The following is a 16,176-nucleotide window of genomic DNA, read 5'->3' as shown; positions in this document are numbered from 1 at the left end:
AAAAAAAGCCCGCATCCGACGGGGATGCGGGCTTTGAATCGCCGTGGACGGGCGAAATTATCAGCTGGCGATATGCTCGGCGAGGACGGTCAGGCCCGCCTCGTTGACCTCGGCAAAGCCGCCTTCGACTTCGATCACTTCGGGCGCGGCGCCCTGTGTGGCATAGATGGTCAGCGGCGCGTTGCGCAGCGTCGCCATGAAGGGCGCATGGCCTTCGAGCACCGAGAAGTCGCCCTCGCTGCCGGGGACGGTGACCATGTAAACCTCGATCGACCGCTCAAGGCGGGCCGGGGTGACGAGTTCGAACTTCAGAGCCATTTTGGTTCCTCAAACCCCTCCCGCATAGGGAGGGGCACAGGTTTGTTACGCGTCTTCGGCGAGCTTTGCGGCCTTGGCGACCGCTTCGTCGATGCCGCCGACCATGTAGAAGGCCGCTTCGGGCAGATGGTCATATTCGCCGTCGACCACCGCCTTGAACGATTTCACCGTGTCTTCGATCGCCACGAACTTGCCGGGGATGTTGGTGAAGACTTCGGCGACGTGGAACGGCTGCGACAGGAAGCGCTGGATCTTGCGGGCGCGGGCGACGACCAGCTTATCTTCTTCGCTCAGCTCGTCCATGCCGAGAATGGCGATGATGTCCTGCAGCGACTTGTACTTTTGCAGCGTTTCCTGAACGCGGCGGGCGGTTTCATAATGCTCCTGCCCGACGATCGCGGCGGTCAGCACGCGGCTGGTCGAATCGAGCGGATCGACCGCCGGATAGATGCCGAGTTCCGAAATCGCGCGGTTCAGCGTCGTCGTCGCGTCCAAGTGGGCGAACGAGGTTGCCGGCGCCGGATCGGTCAAGTCATCCGCGGGAACGTAAATGGCCTGCACCGAGGTGATCGAGCCCTTGTTGGTCGAGGTGATGCGTTCCTGCAGCGCGCCCATGTCGGTCGACAGCGTCGGCTGATAGCCCACGGCCGAGGGAATACGGCCGAGCAGCGCCGACACTTCCGAACCCGCCTGGGTGAAGCGGAAGATGTTGTCGACGAAGAAGAGCACGTCCTGACCTTCGACATCGCGGAAATATTCGGCGATCGTCAGGCCCGACAGCGCGACGCGGGCGCGGGCGCCCGGGGGTTCGTTCATCTGGCCGAACACCAGCGCAACCTTCGATCCCTCGGGGGTCGGGTTTCCGTCGGCGTCCTTGGCGATAACCCCGGCGTCGAGGAATTCGTGATAAAGGTCGTTGCCTTCGCGGGTGCGTTCACCGACGCCCGCGAACACCGAGGTGCCGCCATGGCCCTTGGCGATGTTGTTGATCAGTTCCTGGATGAGCACGGTCTTGCCGACGCCGGCGCCGCCGAACAGGCCGATCTTGCCGCCCTTGGCATAAGGCGCGATCAGATCGATGACCTTGATCCCGGTGACGAGGATGCTCGATTCGGTCGACTGGTCGACGAACTCAGGCGCCTTGGCGTGGATCGGCGCGCGGAGGTCGGTGACGACCGGACCGCGCTCGTCGATCGGCTCGCCGATGACGTTGAGGATGCGGCCGAGCGTCTGCGGGCCGACCGGCACGGTGATCTGCGCGCCGGTGTCGGTGACCGGCTGGCCGCGGGTCAGGCCGTCGGTGGCGTCCATCGCGATCGTCCGGACGGTGTTCTCGCCCAGATGCTGCGCGACTTCGAGAACCAGGCGGTTGCCGTTGTTTTCGGTTTCGAGCGCGTTCAGAATCGCGGGCAGGGTGCCGGTGAACTGGACGTCGACGACGGCGCCGATGACCTGCGCGATGCGGCCGGTGGCGGTGCCGGTGCTGGCAGCCTTGGGGGCGGCGGCCTTCTTCGGCGCAGCGGCCTTGGGCGCGGCGGCCTTTTTGGCGGGAGCCTTCTTGTCGGGAGCGGGAGCGGTTGCCATGGTCTTCTTCCTTGCTTGGATAGCTTAGAGCGCTTCCGCGCCTGCAATAATTTCGATGAGTTCGGTGGTGATCGCCGCCTGACGCGTGCGGTTATAGATGATGGTCAGCTTGTTGATCAGGTCGCCCGCGTTGCGCGTCGCATTGTCCATCGCGGTCATCGACGCGCCCTGTTCGGACGCGGCGTTTTCCAGCAGACCCTTGAAAATCTGGATCGTGATGTTGCGCGGCAGCAGGTCGGCGAGGATCGCTTCCTCGTCGGGTTCATATTCGACCGCGGCGCCGCCGGATGCCGGAGCCTGGGCGGGGGCGGGAACCGGGATCAGTTGCTGGCCGGTCGCTTCCTGGAGCAGCGCCGAACGGAACTTTGAATAAAAGAGGTGCGCGACGTCGAACGCCCCGGCCTCGTAAAGCTCCATGACCTTGGCCGAAATGTCGTGCGCCTGTTCAAAGCCGATGTCGCGGATGCCGGTCGTTTCATATTGCTCGGTGATCTGGCCTGCGAACAGGCGCGCGATGACCGGGCGGCCCTTGCGGCCGACGAGGTAGAAGAGGACCTTCTTGCCCTCGGCCTGCAGCTCGAGCGCCTTGTCGCGCGCCGCCTTGACGATGTTCGAGTTGAACGCGCCGGCGAGGCCGCGGTCGCTGTTGAGCACGACGAGCAGGTGGGTGTCGCTCTTGCCGGTACCGGCAAGCAGCTGCGGTGCGCTATCCGACCCGCCGACCTTCGACGCCAGGCTGGCCACGACGCCTTCGAGCCGCTGCGCATAGGGGCGCGCGGCTTCGGCCGCGGCCTGTGCCTTGCGCAGCTTGGCGGCGGCGACCATTTTTTTGGCCTTGGTGATCTTCTGGGTCGATTTGACCGAGACGATGCGACCTTTGAGTTCCTTGAGTGATGCCACTCTATCGGTTCCTCTTCTTCGTCATTCCCGCAAACGCGGGAACCTAGTGCTGTGTCGCCCTGGGTTCCCGCTTTCGCGGGAATAACGAGGGTAGTTGTTTATGCGAAAATCTTGACGAACGCTTCGAGCGCGGCAACCAGACCCTTTTTGGCGTCGTCGCCCAGATCCTTGGTGTCGCGGATCGTCTTCAGCACGCCGGCGTGGTCGCTGCGCAGATAGGCGAGCATCGCCTGTTCGTAACGCGACACGTCGGTCGTCGCGACCTGGTCGAGATAGCCGTTGGTGCCGGCAAAGATCGACGCGGTCTGTTCCTCGAACGGCATCGGCTGGAACTGCGGCTGCTTGAGCAGCTGGGTCAGGCGCGAACCGCGGTTGAGCAGCTTTTGCGTCGACGCGTCGAGATCCGAACCGAACTGCGCAAAGGCTTCCATTTCGCGATATTGCGCGAGCTCGAGCTTGATCGAGCCCGACACCTTCTTCATCGCCTTGGTCTGTGCGGCCGAACCGACGCGGCTCACCGACAGGCCGACGTTGATCGCCGGGCGGATACCGGCGTTGAACAGGCCGGTTTCAAGGAAGATCTGGCCGTCGGTGATCGAAATCACGTTGGTCGGGATGTACGCCGACACGTCACCGGCCTGGGTTTCGATGATCGGCAGCGCGGTGAGCGAGCCCGAACCATTGTCGCTGTTCATCTTTGCGGCGCGTTCGAGCAGGCGGCTGTGCAGATAGAAAACGTCGCCCGGATAGGCTTCGCGGCCCGGCGGGCGGCGCAGCAGCAGCGACATCTGGCGATAGGCGACGGCCTGCTTCGACAGATCGTCATAAACGATCACGGCGTGCATGCCGTTGTCGCGGAAGAACTCGCCCATCGTGCAGCCCGTATAAGGCGCCAGGAACTGCAGCGGGGCGGGTTCCGACGCGGTCGCGGCGACGACGATCGAATATTCCATCGCGCCATTTTCTTCGAGCTGGCGGACGATCTGCGCGACGGTCGAACGCTTCTGGCCGACCGCGACATAGATGCAATACAGCTTCTTCGATTCGTCGGTGCCGGCGTTGGCTTCCTTCTGGTTGATGAAGGTGTCGATCGCCACCGCGGTCTTGCCGGTTTGGCGATCGCCGATGATCAGTTCGCGCTGGCCGCGGCCGACGGGGACGAGCGCGTCGAGCGCCTTCAGGCCGGTCTGGACGGGTTCGTGGACCGAGGTGCGCGGGATGATCCCGGGCGCCTTTACTTCGACGCGCATACGCTTGTCGGCCTTGATCGGGCCCTTGCCGTCGATCGGGTTGCCGAGGCCATCGACGACGCGGCCGAGCAGGCCCTTGCCGACGGGGACATCGACGATCGTGCCGGTGCGCTTGACCTGGTCGCCTTCCTTGATCTCGGCGTCGCTGCCGAAGATCACGATGCCGACGTTATCGGCTTCGAGGTTCAGGGCCATGCCCTGCACGCCATTGGCGAATTCGACCATTTCACCGGCCTGGACATTGTCGAGGCCGTGGACGCGGGCGATGCCGTCGCCGACCGACAGCACCTGACCGATTTCGCTGACCGTGGCGTCGGTGCCGAAATTGGCGATCTGGTCCTTGATGACCTTGCTGATTTCAGCGGCGCGGATTTCCATTGTTTAGCCTTTCATCGGGGCATTTGGGCGTCGGGCTTTTCAGCCCTTCATCGCCTGGGCGAAACTATTGAGACGGGTACGGATGCTGCCGTCGATCAGCTGGCTGCCCAGCTGGACGACGAGGCCGCCGAGGATGGCGGGATCGACGGTCGTCGCGACGGAAACGTCGCGCCCGACACGGGATTTGAGGTTCGCGGTCAGCTCTTTGAGCTGCTCGGCGGACAGCGGGTGCGCGCTGGTGACCTTGGCGGTCACTTCGCCGCGATGGTTCGCGACGATCGCGTCGAACGCATCGATCATCTTGGGCAGATCAGCCAGACGGCGATTCTCGGCGAGCACGCCAAGGAATTTGGCGGTCAGCGAATCGAGCTTCATCGCCTTGGCCACCGCGCCGACCGCGTTGGCGGCGTCGGTGCGGCCGACGACCGGGCTGGCGATCAGCGCCGACAGGTCGGCCGATTCGGCCAGGCCTGCGCGCAGGTCGCTCAGGCTCTTGGCGACCGCGTCGATCGCGTTCGATTCGCGCGCCAGATCGAACAAAGCGACCGCATAGCGGCCCGCGAGGCCCGCCGTGATGTTGCCTTGAATGCCGCCGGAATTCTCCACGCGTGAAAGTCCTTTGCTACGATCCCGTGGGGGATGGGCCGCGCGGGTTTTAAGCGGATATTCGGAAATATCCCCCGCAGCGAAGTCGCGGCGCGCCTAGCAACGATTTTGTTGCAATGCAAGGCGGGGGTGGGGTGAATCCGAGTCCGTCGCGAAAGCCGTTTGCCCTGAGCTTGTCGAAGGGCCGCTCTTTCTCCAAAAGGCGCCCAAGACGGACTGCGCTTCGACAAGCTCAGCACGAACGGAAGAGGAGTTAGGTGCATGGGCGAGATGATTCGGATGACGATGGACGATGGCGCCGAGATCGCGGTCTATCACGCCGAGCCGACCGGCGAACGCCGGGGCGGGCTAGTGCTCGTGCAGGAAATTTTCGGGGTCACCGACCACATCCGCGAGCTGTGCGACGAATATGCCGCCGACGGCTATGAGGTGCTGTCGCCTGCGCTGTTCGACCGCGAGCATCCGGGGTTCGAGAGCGACTATTCGGGGCCGCAGTTCGAACGCGCCGTGCAACTGGCGCGCGAGCTGCACCCGTTCGAGCAGAGCCTGAAGGATGCGCAGACGTGTATCGACGTGCTCAAATCGAAAGGCCCGGTGTTCATCACCGGTTTTTGCTACGGCGGGTCGGTCGCATGGCGGATGGCGCAGATCAGCCCCGATGTCGCCGCGGCGAGCGCCTACTACGGCAGCCTGGTGCCGACGAAGTTCAAGGACGAGGCGCCGCGCTGCGCTGCCATCGCCCATTTCGGCCGCTTCGACGGCGGCATCCCGATGGACGGGGTCGAGGCGCTGATCGCAAAGGACCATCCGACCGCGCAGATTTTTGTCTATGAGGCGGGCCACGGTTTCAACAGCGACCGGCGCAAGGATTATCACGAACCGAGCGCCGAACTGGCGCGCGAGCGGACGCTGATGCTGTTCAAGGCTTGCGGGGGGTGAGTATGTTTGCGACTTTATTTTTGGTCGCGAGCGGCGCGACCTTTGGTCTCGGCCCCGAATGGCAACGCGTCACCGATCCGCTCGCGGAAGCGCGGGTTGGAAAGCTGTACTGCGACACGCCGGATCACAAGGCAAAGACATGCGAAGCCGGAGCGCTATTCCGGTTCAGCGAGAATGGTGAAATCCTTGGAGTGATGATGATACCCATCAACAACGAACCGGATTTGGCTATCGCATTCCCCTTGCGCAGCTGGGTCGACGATGGTGCGCTTTGCAGCCGTCCCCAGCAGGACGATATCGACCGAATGCGACTGATGATCGGCACGAAGCTCTATGAGAAACCTGCCGGGGAAAAGCTGCTTGGCATATTCAAGGAAGAGTTTGCGAAAATGGCAGTCGATAAGACCGTTTGCGAACATTTTTTCACCGACGGCGACCGGTTGTTCTCGGTCGGGACTATCGACGGCGTCCATGTGCCTGAACTGGATGGCGAGATTGCGTGGGTCGGCGCGGGCAATTCCTATGATCTTCGCGCGAACGAAAATGCCCTTGAGGAATGAGAAGCATCTTCATCAGTAGCGGCAGAGCGCAGGGCTGCGCCAGACGGTGAAGATTGTTCTCAATTTGTTGACCTTTGCGCTGGTGCTCGTGCTGGTTGCCATAGCGCTGCTCTACACCCAGCAGCGGGGGCTGATCTTTCCGGCGCCGAGCCAATATCCGCAGACACCGCCGCCGGGGTTTCGGCTGGTTCACACGCAGACCGACGACGGGCTGCGGCTTTCTGCCTTCTATCGCGCCGCCCAGCCGGGTCGGCGCACCATCCTCTTCTTCCACGGCAATGGCGACAATCTGCTCGGCGCGATCGAGGCGACGCGCGGGCTCGCGGCGAACGGCAACGGGCTGATGCTCGCCGAATATCGCGGCTATGGCGGCAACCCGGGATCGCCGGGGGAGGCGGGGCTGTACCGCGATGGCGACGCGGCGTGGCGCTGGCTGGCGGCCGAAGGGGTCGCGGCGGGCGATGTCATCATCGTCGGCAATTCGATCGGGTCAGGGCCGGCGACCGAAATGGCGCTGCGTCATGATGTTGCCGCGTTGATGCTCGTGTCGGGCTTTTCGAGCCTGCCCGATGTTGTGGGCGAAGCGATGCCTTTCGTCCCGCGCTGGCTGGTGCGCGACCGCTTCGATAACGTCGGCAAGCTGGCGCAGGTGAAGGCGCCGGTGTTCCTGATGCACGGCGACGCCGATACGCTGGTGAAGCCCGCCAATTTGGCGCGGCTACGACGCGCGCGGCCCGATGCGAAGGTGGCCTTGGTCGCTGGCGTCGGGCACGAGCTGGCCTACACTGCGGCGGCGCAGGCGATTTTGGTGGGCTGGGTTAACGAGTTGGCGGACGGTCCACCACAATCAAGGGATTAGCTTCCGGCAGCGCCGCCCGTCGCGGGCTGGCAGCGATAGACCAGCCGTTCGTTGGGGCTGGCGGGCAGCGCGCTGCGGATCGCGTCCTGCTGCGCCGCGAATCCGGCGAGCGCGTCGGGGTCGGCGGTGCAGCTTTTCAGGCTGACTCCGGCGCGGATTTCGCGGGCCTTCGTCATCGTTTCGGCGTCGAGCAGATAGCGGTCGACCCGGTAGTCGCGTCCCGTCGCATCGATCGATGCGACGGTGACCGTCGCCTCGTCGTTCGGCACCAGAATCCGTTGCCAGCGACCGTCGGACCCTTGGGCATATTGGGTGCGGTCGTTGACGCAGCCGCCGGCGCCGATCGTCACCGGCACATCGGTGGTTGCCGACACCGTGATGCGGCTGCGGTCGGTGCGGATCGTGCACAGGAAATTGCCCGCGGCCAATTTGGGTTCGCCTGCGGCCGCCACCGGCGCCGTTTCCGCCGCGATTTCGGCGCGCGCGTCGGGGCGGGTGACGAACAGGATCGCGGCGCCAAGCATCAGCGCCGCGCCTGCACCGCCGGCGATCTTTGCGTTGCGCATATTTTTTTGGCTGTAAAAGAGCAGCCCGGCACCCGCCGCCAGCGCGCCGATCACGAACAACACGCCCGCCAGCGCGATGCGGTTTTCGCGCGACGCCAGGGCTTCTTCCTCGGCGCGCGCCTGTTTCAGGTCGCGGTCGAGCTGCGCCGCGGCGTCTTTGGCGGCATTGGCCTCGGCGCTGGCGCGGCTCTCGGCATCCATCGCAGCACGGTCGCGGGCGTCGGCCTCGGCCAGCGACAGGCACGGGGTGCCGACGCTGGCGTAGGACTGGCCCGCGTCGGTCAGGAAGCGGGTGAGTTCGCGCCCCGCGATCGCAAAGGCAAAGGGCGAATCGCCGTCGTCGGCGCGGGTGATCGCGGTGTTGATGCCGGTGATGCGGCCGCACCCGTCGACCAGCGGTCCACCCGAATTGCCGCGCGAGATTTTCGCGGTGTGGATCAGCATCGCAACGCCGTCGACGCTTTGGGTGTTCGACAAATTGCCTTCGCTGCGCGTCGGGGTGCGCGGGGTGATATAGTCGTTGGCGCTGCGCGCGGTCGCCAGGTCGACATTGCCCGGATAGCCCAGCGCGACGACATCGGCGCCCGATTCGAGCGGGCCGGTATAGATCGCCGCGGTCGGCAGCCGCGCTTCGGTGATCTCGATCAGCGCCAGGTCGCGCGCGGTGTCGATCGCGATCAGCTTGGCGGCATAGCTTTTCTGCCCCTCCGACGGGACGACGCCCAGCGCGACATTGTTCGGATATTTGGCCGCCGATTCGACGACATGCGCGTTGGTGACGATCCGCGTCGGCGAAATTGCGATGCCGCTGCCATGCCCGAACCCGACAACCTCGCCGTCGACCATCGCGACGGTGACGACGCGCACGACGCTGCGCGACGCGGCGCTGATGTCGTCGGCGGCATGCGCGGGCAGGATGAGGGCGAAGAGGGTGAGGAGGATGAGGACAAGGCGGGTCATGCCGCGCACCCTAACCGGGCGCCGCGTGAAGGCAAGCCGGGCCATGTCCTACCCTAGATATACGGACCCCACATCGCCATCCACGCCCCGGCGCTGCCGCCCAGGATGATGACACCACTGACCACCAGCAACGCCGCGACACCCTGACGCGCCGCGGGGGTGCCGCGGGCGCCGGTGCGCAGATAGAGTTCGGCGATCGCCAGCGGCAGCAGCGAATTGCCAAACGCCAGGACCATGTCGAACGGCCCGTCCATCGCCCGGCCGATCCCGGCGCCGCCGGTTGCCATCCCCCACGCCATATAACCCACCCGCATGAACCATACCGCGCTGGCGACCGCGAACAGGCGGATCGCCCAGCGGCGGTGTTCAACGAAGCGGCGTGCGCGCGCGGTCCGCCACGTCAGCGCGGCAAAGACGAGGATCAACAGCGCGTCGAGGGTGATGCCGAACGCGCCGACAAGGTTGAGCCAGCTGCCGCGCCCCCACGTCATCCACAAGCCGCCGAGCGCGAGGGTCAGCGCGCTGACCAGATACAGCCGCCCGTTCCAGCGGTGCAGCACGGGCCAGCGATTGCGGATCGCCGGGATCAGCTGGACCAGCCCGCCAAAGGTCAGCACCGCCGCCATCAGCACATGGACGGCAAAGAAGAGATTGCCCGCGCTGTCGCCCGCGACGAAACCGGTGATGACCGGCTTGTCGTTCCATTCGGCAAAATTGCCGCTCAGCGTCGGCGGATAATAATGGAGCAGGATGAAGGCGACGAACAGCAGCTGCCCTGCGGCAATGGCCAGATAGCAAAAGGTCGCGGCGCGGCCGAGCCAGTCGGCGGCACGCCCGGGCTTTGCGGAGGTGATCGATGCGTCGATGGTCGCCATGGCGGGACTCCCCAAATTCGAGGCGTAGAATGGCCTGCGCTCAGGGGTGAGTCAATGATATAATACAGTAACACACTATAGCGCGATGCTTTGAGCGCAAGCATCGGGACGCGGCGTGATCGGCGCCGTGGCATCTGACGCCGGACAGTCAGAAAGGATGGTCCGATGACCTACATTGTCGAAGGGCTCAGCCCCGACCGCTTCGCGCCATTGTTTGCGATGAGCGATGCCGAACTCGCCGCGCGCAACGCGCGCCGCGTCACCGCCACCGCCGATCGCGGCTTTCCGTGCCGGATCAGTCTGGAGGATGCGCGCGCGGGCGAGGCGCTGATCCTGCTCCATCACACCAGCCACGATGTCGATACGCCATATCGCAGTGCCTATGCGATTTATGTCCGGCCCGACGTCGAAGCGGCGACCTATCGGGACGAACTGCCCCCGGTGTTCGAGGGGCGCCCCCTCGCGCTGCGCGCCTTTGACAGCGCCGGAATGCTGCAAACCGCACGGCTCGCGGATCCGGGCGAGACCGATGGCGCGATCCGTGACCTGTTCGCCGACGAGGGCATATCCTATATCGATGCGCACAACGCCGCCTATGGCTGTTTTGCCGCGCGAATCGAAAGGAATTGACCATGGACTTCAAGGCCATGACCGACGACGAGCGTTGGGAAGCGGTGCAGGCGCGCGACAAGGCGCAGGACGGCCGTTTCGTCACCGGGGTGCTGACCACTGGCATCTATTGCCGGCCAAGCTGCGCGGCGCGCCATCCGTTGCGCCAGAATGTCCGCTTCTTCGCCGACGGCGACGCGGCGCGCGCCACGGGGCTGCGCCCATGCAAACGCTGCCTTCCCGACGATGTCGCGCGCGACGAAAATGCGGTGATCAAGGCAATCGCGGCGATCAAGACCAGCGAGGAACCGCTCGCGCTTGGCGACCTGGCCGCGCGCACCGGCTATTCGCCGACGCATTTCCAGCGCGTCTTTACCCGCCACACCGGGCTGTCGCCCGCCGCCTATGCCCGCGCGCTGCGCGACGAACGGGCGCGACAGGCGCTCAGCGACGGCAACCGGGTGACCGACGCGATTTACGACGCCGGCTTTTCGGGGCCGTCGCGCTTCTACGACAATATGGAGGGGCGAATGGGGATGACGGCATCGGCGTGGGTGGGTGGCGGCAGGGGCGTGACGATCCACTGGGCGGTGGTCCCGACCAGCCTCGGCGACATGCTCGTCGCGGCGACCGACAAGGGCGTGTGCCGCCTGAGCTTCGACGAAGGGCGCGAGGCGCTCGAGGAGCGTTTCCCCGCCGCGATCCTGGTCGAAGGCGGCGAAGAGTTTGAAGCTCTGCTGAAACAGGTCGTTGACGCGGTTGAGGCGCCGGTAAACGGCTTTGACCATATTCCGATCGACGTGAAGGGCACCGCCTTTCAGGAAGCAGTGTGGCGTGAGCTCCGGAAAATCCCGGCAGGCGAAACGCGCAGCTATGCCGACATCGCCGCCGCGGTCGGCAGGCCCAAAGCGGTGCGCGCCGCGGGCAGCGCCAATGGCGCCAACAATGTCGCGGTGCTGATCCCGTGCCACCGGGTGGTGCGCAGCGACGGGACGCTCGGCGGCTATGCTTATGGCCTGCCGATCAAGGAAGAATTGCTCAAACGGGAGACTTTTTGATGGCCGACAAAATTGCTGAATTTCGCGCGCTCCACATCCCCGGCGATCCGCTGATCCTCGTCAATATCTGGGATGCGGGGAGCGCGAAGGCGGTCGCCGCGGCGGGCGCGAAAGCGATCGCGACGGGCAGCTTTGGCGTCGCGGGTGCGCAGGGCCGCGCCGACGGTGAGGATTTCCCGCTCGCCGACGTGTTCGAAAATCTGGCGCGCATCCTGTCGGTCACCGATCTGCCGGTCACCATCGACATGGAGGCGGGCTATGGCGCCGATCCGGCGGCGGTCGGAGTTTCGGTCGCCCACGCAGCGGCGGCGGGCGCGGCGGGGATTAATATGGAGGACCGGCTGCCCGGCCAATCGGACCTGTTGCCGATCGCCGAAGCCGCCGCGCGTTACCGTGCCGCGACCGCCACCGGCATCTTCGTCAACGCCCGCTGCGATACGTTTCGCGGGCAAGACGCGGCGCGAGACGGCGACGCGCTGGTCGCCGCGACGCTCGAACGCGCCCGCGCTTATGCCGACGCCGGGGCGGGGTCGCTGTTCGTTCCCTTCCTGCTCGATCCGAAATGCATCGGCGCGATCTGCGACGCGTCACCGCTGCCGGTCAACATCCTGCGCGGCAAGGGCGGGCCGACGCACCAGGAGCTTGCCGCACTGGGCGTCGCGCGGATCAGCCACGGGCATCAGCCGTGGGCGGCGGCGATGGCGTGGCTCACGGCGCAGGCCGCCCAAGTTCTGGGCGGTGCAGAACCCGATTATTGACGGTCAGTCGCCGTCGTCGTCGGGTGATTGTGCAGCCTCAGTGACGCCGCGGTCGCGCATCGTCTCGATCCGCTTCAGCAATGCATCGCCGCGGCCATTGTCGTGCGGGTCGAACGCAACCGTCTTGGCCAGGTTGATCGCGGGCTCGAAGCGCCCGAGATGCGCGAGCGAGACGGCATAAGCGCTGCGCAGGCTGAGATTTTCGGGCGTCAGGACAAAGGCGCGTTCCAGCCCCTTGATCGCCATATCGCTTGGCCGCGTCCTTTCGGTCAGAAAGCTCTGGAAATAGGCATGGAGCGGGATCGGGTCGTTGGGGTCGGCGCGGTTGGCGATCTGGATCGGACGCCGCGCGGCGCGCCATGCCGCCGGATCGGTTTCGCCCTTCTGGCGCAGTTCATACAGCTGAAGCTGGCCGAGCAGGACATTGGCGCGCACATGTTCGGGCTTTGCGGCGAGCACCTTGTCGAGCGCGGCGCGCATCGCGCCCAGATCGCGGGCGGCGGGGGCGATGTCCCATTCGGCGGCGGCCAGCTCGTAGTGGACGTCGGGATTCGTCGGCAGTTTCGCGGCGAGTGCGCGCAGCGCGTCGCGCACGTTGGTCAAACGCGGCTTGTCGCCGCGGACGTTCAGCCGTTCGAGCCGCAGCATCATCACGGCGTCCTCGTCGGCCGATAAGGGCGTAATCTTGATGGCGGTCGATACGGGCACGGGGTCGCGCGTCGTGCGATACGACAGGCGTCCCTCGACATAGCGGTTGAGATCCTTGTCGAGCTGCGCGAGATCGCCGAAGGCGTCGGTCGCCGCTTTGCGCGGTTCGATCCCGGCGTTGATCGCATTGGTATAGGTGTTGACCTGATTGGCGCGCGCCGCATCATGGAACAGCATGTGGGTCAGCAGCCACGAGCGGCCGTAATAGACGTCGGTTTGGCCGCGACTGCGCATCGCGCCCGGCGGTTCCAGCAGGACGCGTTCGGCCGGCATCTTGGGCAGCATCAGCAGGCCATAGCCGCGGCGATGGGCGGGCTGGCCGATCATCGCCCGGCCCTCTTTGTCGAAATCGACGGTCGAATAATATTCGGCAAAGCCTTCGATGAACCAGCCCGGAAAGGCGACGCGCAGATGCCGCTTCATGAAATGATGGCTATATTCGTGGAACAGCACTTGCTGCGCCGCCGAGGTGCCGGGCAAGGTGCCGCCGCTCTGGCGGTGTGACAGGGCAAAGCTGCCGTCGCGGTCTTGCCGGTAAAAGCCCGAAACCGGGGCGCTGCGCGAGCCCGTCGCCAGCCGCGCCACATCGTCGCGGCTGGGCAGCAGATAGATCGGCAGGCGGCTCTCCTCGCCCTTTTGGGCGACGTTGAAGACGAGGCGCAGCGTGGTGTCGAACCGTTGCAGGTTCGCGGCAAATTCGCGCAGCGGCTTTTCGCCGCTCTCGCTATAGATGATGAAGCTCTCGGTATCGGCGCGCAGCCATTTGGCTTCGGCGGTGCCCGTCATTCCGGTCATCATGATGACGGCGATCAGGCCGAAGCCGGCTTTCTGCATGTTGATACCCTTCATATCATTGCGGGCGATGCTGCCAGCCCGTCCGGGGCGAGTAAAGCCCTCACTTTGTTACACAAATGAGTAGGGGTCGATGTCGATCGCGAGCCGCGCCTTGCTGGGCCAGTCGATGCTGGCGACCCAGTCGCGGATCGTCCCCTGCAGGTCGAAACTGCGCGGGGCGTGGAGCAGCAGGCGAAAGCGGTGACGGCCGCGCAGCATCGCGAGCGGGGCGGGGGCGGGGCCATAGACCGCGAGCCCCTCGGCGACCGGTGCCTTGGCACCCAGCCGCTGGGCGACGCCGCGCGCGACCTCGATGTCTTCCGACGAAATCACGAGCGCGGCAAAGCGGCCATAGGGCGGCGCGCCGGCATGTTTGCGCGCCGCAGCCTCGGCGGCGTAGAAGCCGTCGCGGTCGCCCGCGACCAGCGCCGCCATCACCGGGGCGTCGGGCACGCGGGTCTGGATCAGCACGTCGCCGGGCTTCACCCCGCGCCCCGCACGCCCCGCGACCTGCGCGATCTGCTGGAAGGTGCGCTCGGATGCGCGCAGATCGCCGCCGTCGAGCCCGAGGTCGGCGTCGACGACGCCGACCAGCGTCAGGTTCGGGAAATGATAGCCCTTGGTCACCAGCTGCGTCCCGATGATGATGTCGACCAGCCCGCCCTCGACATTATCGACGAACTCGGCGGCTTTCGCGGGCGACCACAAAGTATCCGACGTGACGATCGCGACGCGCGCCGCGGGAAAGCGCAGTGCAATCTCGTCGGCGACGCGCTCGACCCCGGGGCCGCAGGCGACCAGGCTGTCCTCGTCCTCGCATTCGGGGCACAGCCGCGGCGGCGGCATGACATGGCCGCAATGGTGGCAGGCGAGGCGGTGGACGAGGCGGTGCTCGACCATCCACGCGGTGCAGTTCGGACACTGGATGCGGTGGCCGCAGGTGCGGCACAAAGTCAGCGGCGCAAAGCCGCGGCGGTTGAGGAAGAGCAGGCTTTGCTCGCCCTTTGCGAGGCGGTCGGCGAGCGCATCGACGAGCGGCGGCGCGAGCCAGCGGCCACGGTCGGGCGGGTCGCGGCGCATGTCGATCGCGGCAAGATCGGGCAGGGTGGCGCCGCCGAAGCGCGCGGGCAGGACGATGTGGCGATAGCGCCCTGCCTCGACCATCGCGAGGCTTTCGAGCGCGGGGGTCGCGCTGGCGAGCACCACCGGCAGTCCCTCGAAATGTCCGCGCATCACCGCGACGTCGCGCGCGTGATAATGGACGCCGTCCTCCTGCTTGAAGCTCGTCTCATGCGCCTCGTCGACGACGATGACGCCGAGGCGGGCATAGGGCAGGAACAAGGCGGAGCGCGCGCCGACGACGATCTTCGCCTCGCCGCTGGCGATCGCATGCCAGGCGCGGCGGCGCTCGGTCGAGCGGAGGCCCGAGTGCCAGGCAACGGGTTCGCAGCCGAAGCGCGCGGCAAAGCGCGTCAGCATCGGTTCGGTCAGCGCGATTTCGGGGAGGAGGACGAGCGCCTGTTTTCCGGCAGTGATCGCGGCGGCAATCGCCTCCATATAGACTTCGGTCTTGCCCGACCCGGTGACCCCGTCGAGCAGCAGCGTCGCGAATTTCGCGGCGGCGACGGCATCGGTCAGCTGCGCGGCGGCGGCGGTCTGTTCGGCGGACAGGTCGGGCGGGGCGAAGGCGGGGTCGGGTTCAGGATAGAGCGGGTCAGCCGATACCGTTACCGCTTCGAGCGCACCGGTATTGACCAGCCCGCGGATCACCGCCTCGCTGACCTCGGCGAGCGCGGCGAGTTCGCGCACCATGCCCTGCCGGTCGCCGATTTTTTCCAGCGCGACAATGCGCTGCGGTGTCATCCGCTTCGGGGTTTCGCCGGTAGCGCGATATTCGACGATGGGGCGCTTGGCGTCGGCAAAGGCGACCCCGGGCAGCACCATGCGCAGCACCGACCCCGGCGGGGCGAGATAATAGTCGCTGGTCCATTCGACCAGACGGCGCAGCGGCGCCGCGATCGGGGGAACGGCGACGACTTCGTACAGATTGCGCAGGCGGTTGTCGCCGACCGCTTGCGGAGCGCCGAAGCTGGCATCCTCCCACACCACGCCGCCCATCCGCCGCGGCCCCAGCGGCGCGATCACGACGCTGCCGAGCGGCGCCTCGCTGCCCTGCGGGACACGATAGTCGAGCGGGCCGAGGGCGGCGGTGAGGAGGAGGACGCGGGTGCGGGTCATGGGTGGGGCAGGATATAGGGCGACGGGTAAAATAGGAAAGCGTGGAGGTTCGCGATGGCCGCTAGCGACCAGTTGCGGACATTCTTCTCCCCTCCCTTCCAGGGAGGGGTCGGGGGTGGGTGGCCGCCGAAGGCGGCGCTCTGCCTCGGCTCGCTAGCGCTCGCACCCACCCCTAA

15 protein-coding genes are annotated in these 16,176 nt (G+C 65.9%); 6 read left to right on the top strand and 9 right to left on the bottom strand.

What is annotated here, in order from left to right:
* Nucleotides 1–60: 60 nt before the first annotated feature.
* The 5 genes from FFS68_RS15445 to FFS68_RS15425 form a co-directional block, all read right to left on the bottom strand.
* Nucleotides 61–318 (bottom strand): ATP synthase F1 subunit epsilon, encoded by a 258-nt coding sequence (locus FFS68_RS15445; RefSeq protein WP_137754090.1) that lies wholly within the window; start codon nucleotides 316–318, stop codon nucleotides 61–63.
* Nucleotides 319–363: 45 nt separating this feature from the next.
* The gene (gene atpD, locus FFS68_RS15440; protein WP_137754089.1) at nucleotides 364–1,902 is read right to left on the bottom strand and encodes a F0F1 ATP synthase subunit beta; all 1,539 of its coding nucleotides are present in this window, start codon (nucleotides 1,900–1,902) and stop codon (nucleotides 364–366) included.
* A 24-nt stretch (nucleotides 1,903–1,926) separates the two neighbouring features.
* A complete protein-coding gene (locus FFS68_RS15435) occupies nucleotides 1,927–2,802 on the bottom strand; it encodes a F0F1 ATP synthase subunit gamma (RefSeq protein ID WP_137754088.1) in 876 nt (291 codons plus the stop codon).
* A gap of 98 nt (nucleotides 2,803–2,900) precedes the next feature.
* Nucleotides 2,901–4,430: a F0F1 ATP synthase subunit alpha gene (gene atpA, locus FFS68_RS15430; RefSeq protein WP_137754087.1), complete on the bottom strand. Its 1,530-nt coding sequence runs from the start codon at nucleotides 4,428–4,430 to the stop codon at nucleotides 2,901–2,903.
* Between the two features lie 39 nt (nucleotides 4,431–4,469).
* Complete coding sequence (locus FFS68_RS15425; protein ID WP_137754086.1) at nucleotides 4,470–5,036, bottom strand: F0F1 ATP synthase subunit delta; 567 nt, start codon at nucleotides 5,034–5,036, stop codon at nucleotides 4,470–4,472.
* Nucleotides 5,037–5,297: 261 nt separating this feature from the next.
* Between FFS68_RS15425 and FFS68_RS15420 the strand changes: the two genes are divergently transcribed.
* The 3 genes from FFS68_RS15420 to FFS68_RS15410 are packed head-to-tail and all read left to right on the top strand — an operon-like array spanning nucleotide 5,298 to nucleotide 7,394.
* On the top strand, nucleotides 5,298–5,975 hold the full coding sequence (locus FFS68_RS15420) for a dienelactone hydrolase family protein (protein ID WP_137754085.1): 678 nt from the start codon (nucleotides 5,298–5,300) through the stop codon (nucleotides 5,973–5,975).
* Nucleotides 5,972–6,535 carry a hypothetical protein gene (locus FFS68_RS15415; RefSeq protein WP_137754084.1) on the top strand — a complete coding sequence of 188 codons (564 nt, stop codon included), beginning with the start codon at nucleotides 5,972–5,974 and terminating at the stop codon, nucleotides 6,533–6,535. The genes FFS68_RS15420 and FFS68_RS15415 overlap by 4 nt, the downstream gene beginning before the upstream one ends.
* A gap of 46 nt (nucleotides 6,536–6,581) precedes the next feature.
* The gene (locus tag FFS68_RS15410) at nucleotides 6,582–7,394 is read left to right on the top strand and encodes an alpha/beta hydrolase (RefSeq protein WP_171003910.1); all 813 of its coding nucleotides are present in this window, start codon (nucleotides 6,582–6,584) and stop codon (nucleotides 7,392–7,394) included.
* Here FFS68_RS15410 and FFS68_RS15405 read toward each other — a convergent pair.
* Nucleotides 7,391–8,920, bottom strand: coding sequence for a serine protease (locus tag FFS68_RS15405; RefSeq protein WP_171003909.1), 1,530 nt, complete (start codon nucleotides 8,918–8,920; stop codon nucleotides 7,391–7,393). The two genes, FFS68_RS15410 and FFS68_RS15405, sit on opposite strands and share 4 nt — an antisense overlap.
* Before the next feature lie 53 nt (nucleotides 8,921–8,973).
* The gene (locus FFS68_RS15400) at nucleotides 8,974–9,795 is read right to left on the bottom strand and encodes a DUF2306 domain-containing protein (protein WP_137754081.1); all 822 of its coding nucleotides are present in this window, start codon (nucleotides 9,793–9,795) and stop codon (nucleotides 8,974–8,976) included.
* 165 nt (nucleotides 9,796–9,960) lie between these two features.
* On the opposite strand from FFS68_RS15400, the gene FFS68_RS15395 reads away from it, so the two are divergent.
* The 3 genes from FFS68_RS15395 to FFS68_RS15385 are packed head-to-tail and all read left to right on the top strand — an operon-like array spanning nucleotide 9,961 to nucleotide 12,220.
* Nucleotides 9,961–10,425 carry a DUF1203 domain-containing protein gene (locus FFS68_RS15395; protein ID WP_137754080.1) on the top strand — a complete coding sequence of 155 codons (465 nt, stop codon included), beginning with the start codon at nucleotides 9,961–9,963 and terminating at the stop codon, nucleotides 10,423–10,425.
* Between the two features lie 2 nt (nucleotides 10,426–10,427).
* Complete coding sequence (gene ada / locus FFS68_RS15390) at nucleotides 10,428–11,462, top strand: bifunctional DNA-binding transcriptional regulator/O6-methylguanine-DNA methyltransferase Ada (RefSeq protein WP_137754079.1); 1,035 nt, start codon at nucleotides 10,428–10,430, stop codon at nucleotides 11,460–11,462.
* The gene (locus tag FFS68_RS15385) at nucleotides 11,462–12,220 is read left to right on the top strand and encodes an isocitrate lyase/phosphoenolpyruvate mutase family protein (RefSeq protein WP_137754078.1); all 759 of its coding nucleotides are present in this window, start codon (nucleotides 11,462–11,464) and stop codon (nucleotides 12,218–12,220) included. The genes ada and FFS68_RS15385 overlap by 1 nt, the downstream gene beginning before the upstream one ends.
* A gap of 3 nt (nucleotides 12,221–12,223) precedes the next feature.
* On the opposite strand, the gene FFS68_RS15380 is transcribed toward FFS68_RS15385, so the two are convergent.
* Nucleotides 12,224–13,762 carry a hypothetical protein gene (locus FFS68_RS15380; RefSeq protein WP_137754077.1) on the bottom strand — a complete coding sequence of 513 codons (1,539 nt, stop codon included), beginning with the start codon at nucleotides 13,760–13,762 and terminating at the stop codon, nucleotides 12,224–12,226.
* Between the two features lie 69 nt (nucleotides 13,763–13,831).
* On the bottom strand, nucleotides 13,832–16,000 hold the full coding sequence (locus FFS68_RS15375) for a primosomal protein N' (protein ID WP_137754076.1): 2,169 nt from the start codon (nucleotides 15,998–16,000) through the stop codon (nucleotides 13,832–13,834).
* Nucleotides 16,001–16,176: the final 176 nt, after the last annotated feature.

It is taken from the genome of Sphingopyxis sp. L1A2A (assembly GCF_005502465.1).
GTDB lineage: Bacteria > Pseudomonadota > Alphaproteobacteria > Sphingomonadales > Sphingomonadaceae > Sphingopyxis.
The sequence above is the reverse complement of the archived record's forward strand: the minus strand, read 5'-3'. Positions and strand labels throughout refer to the sequence as shown.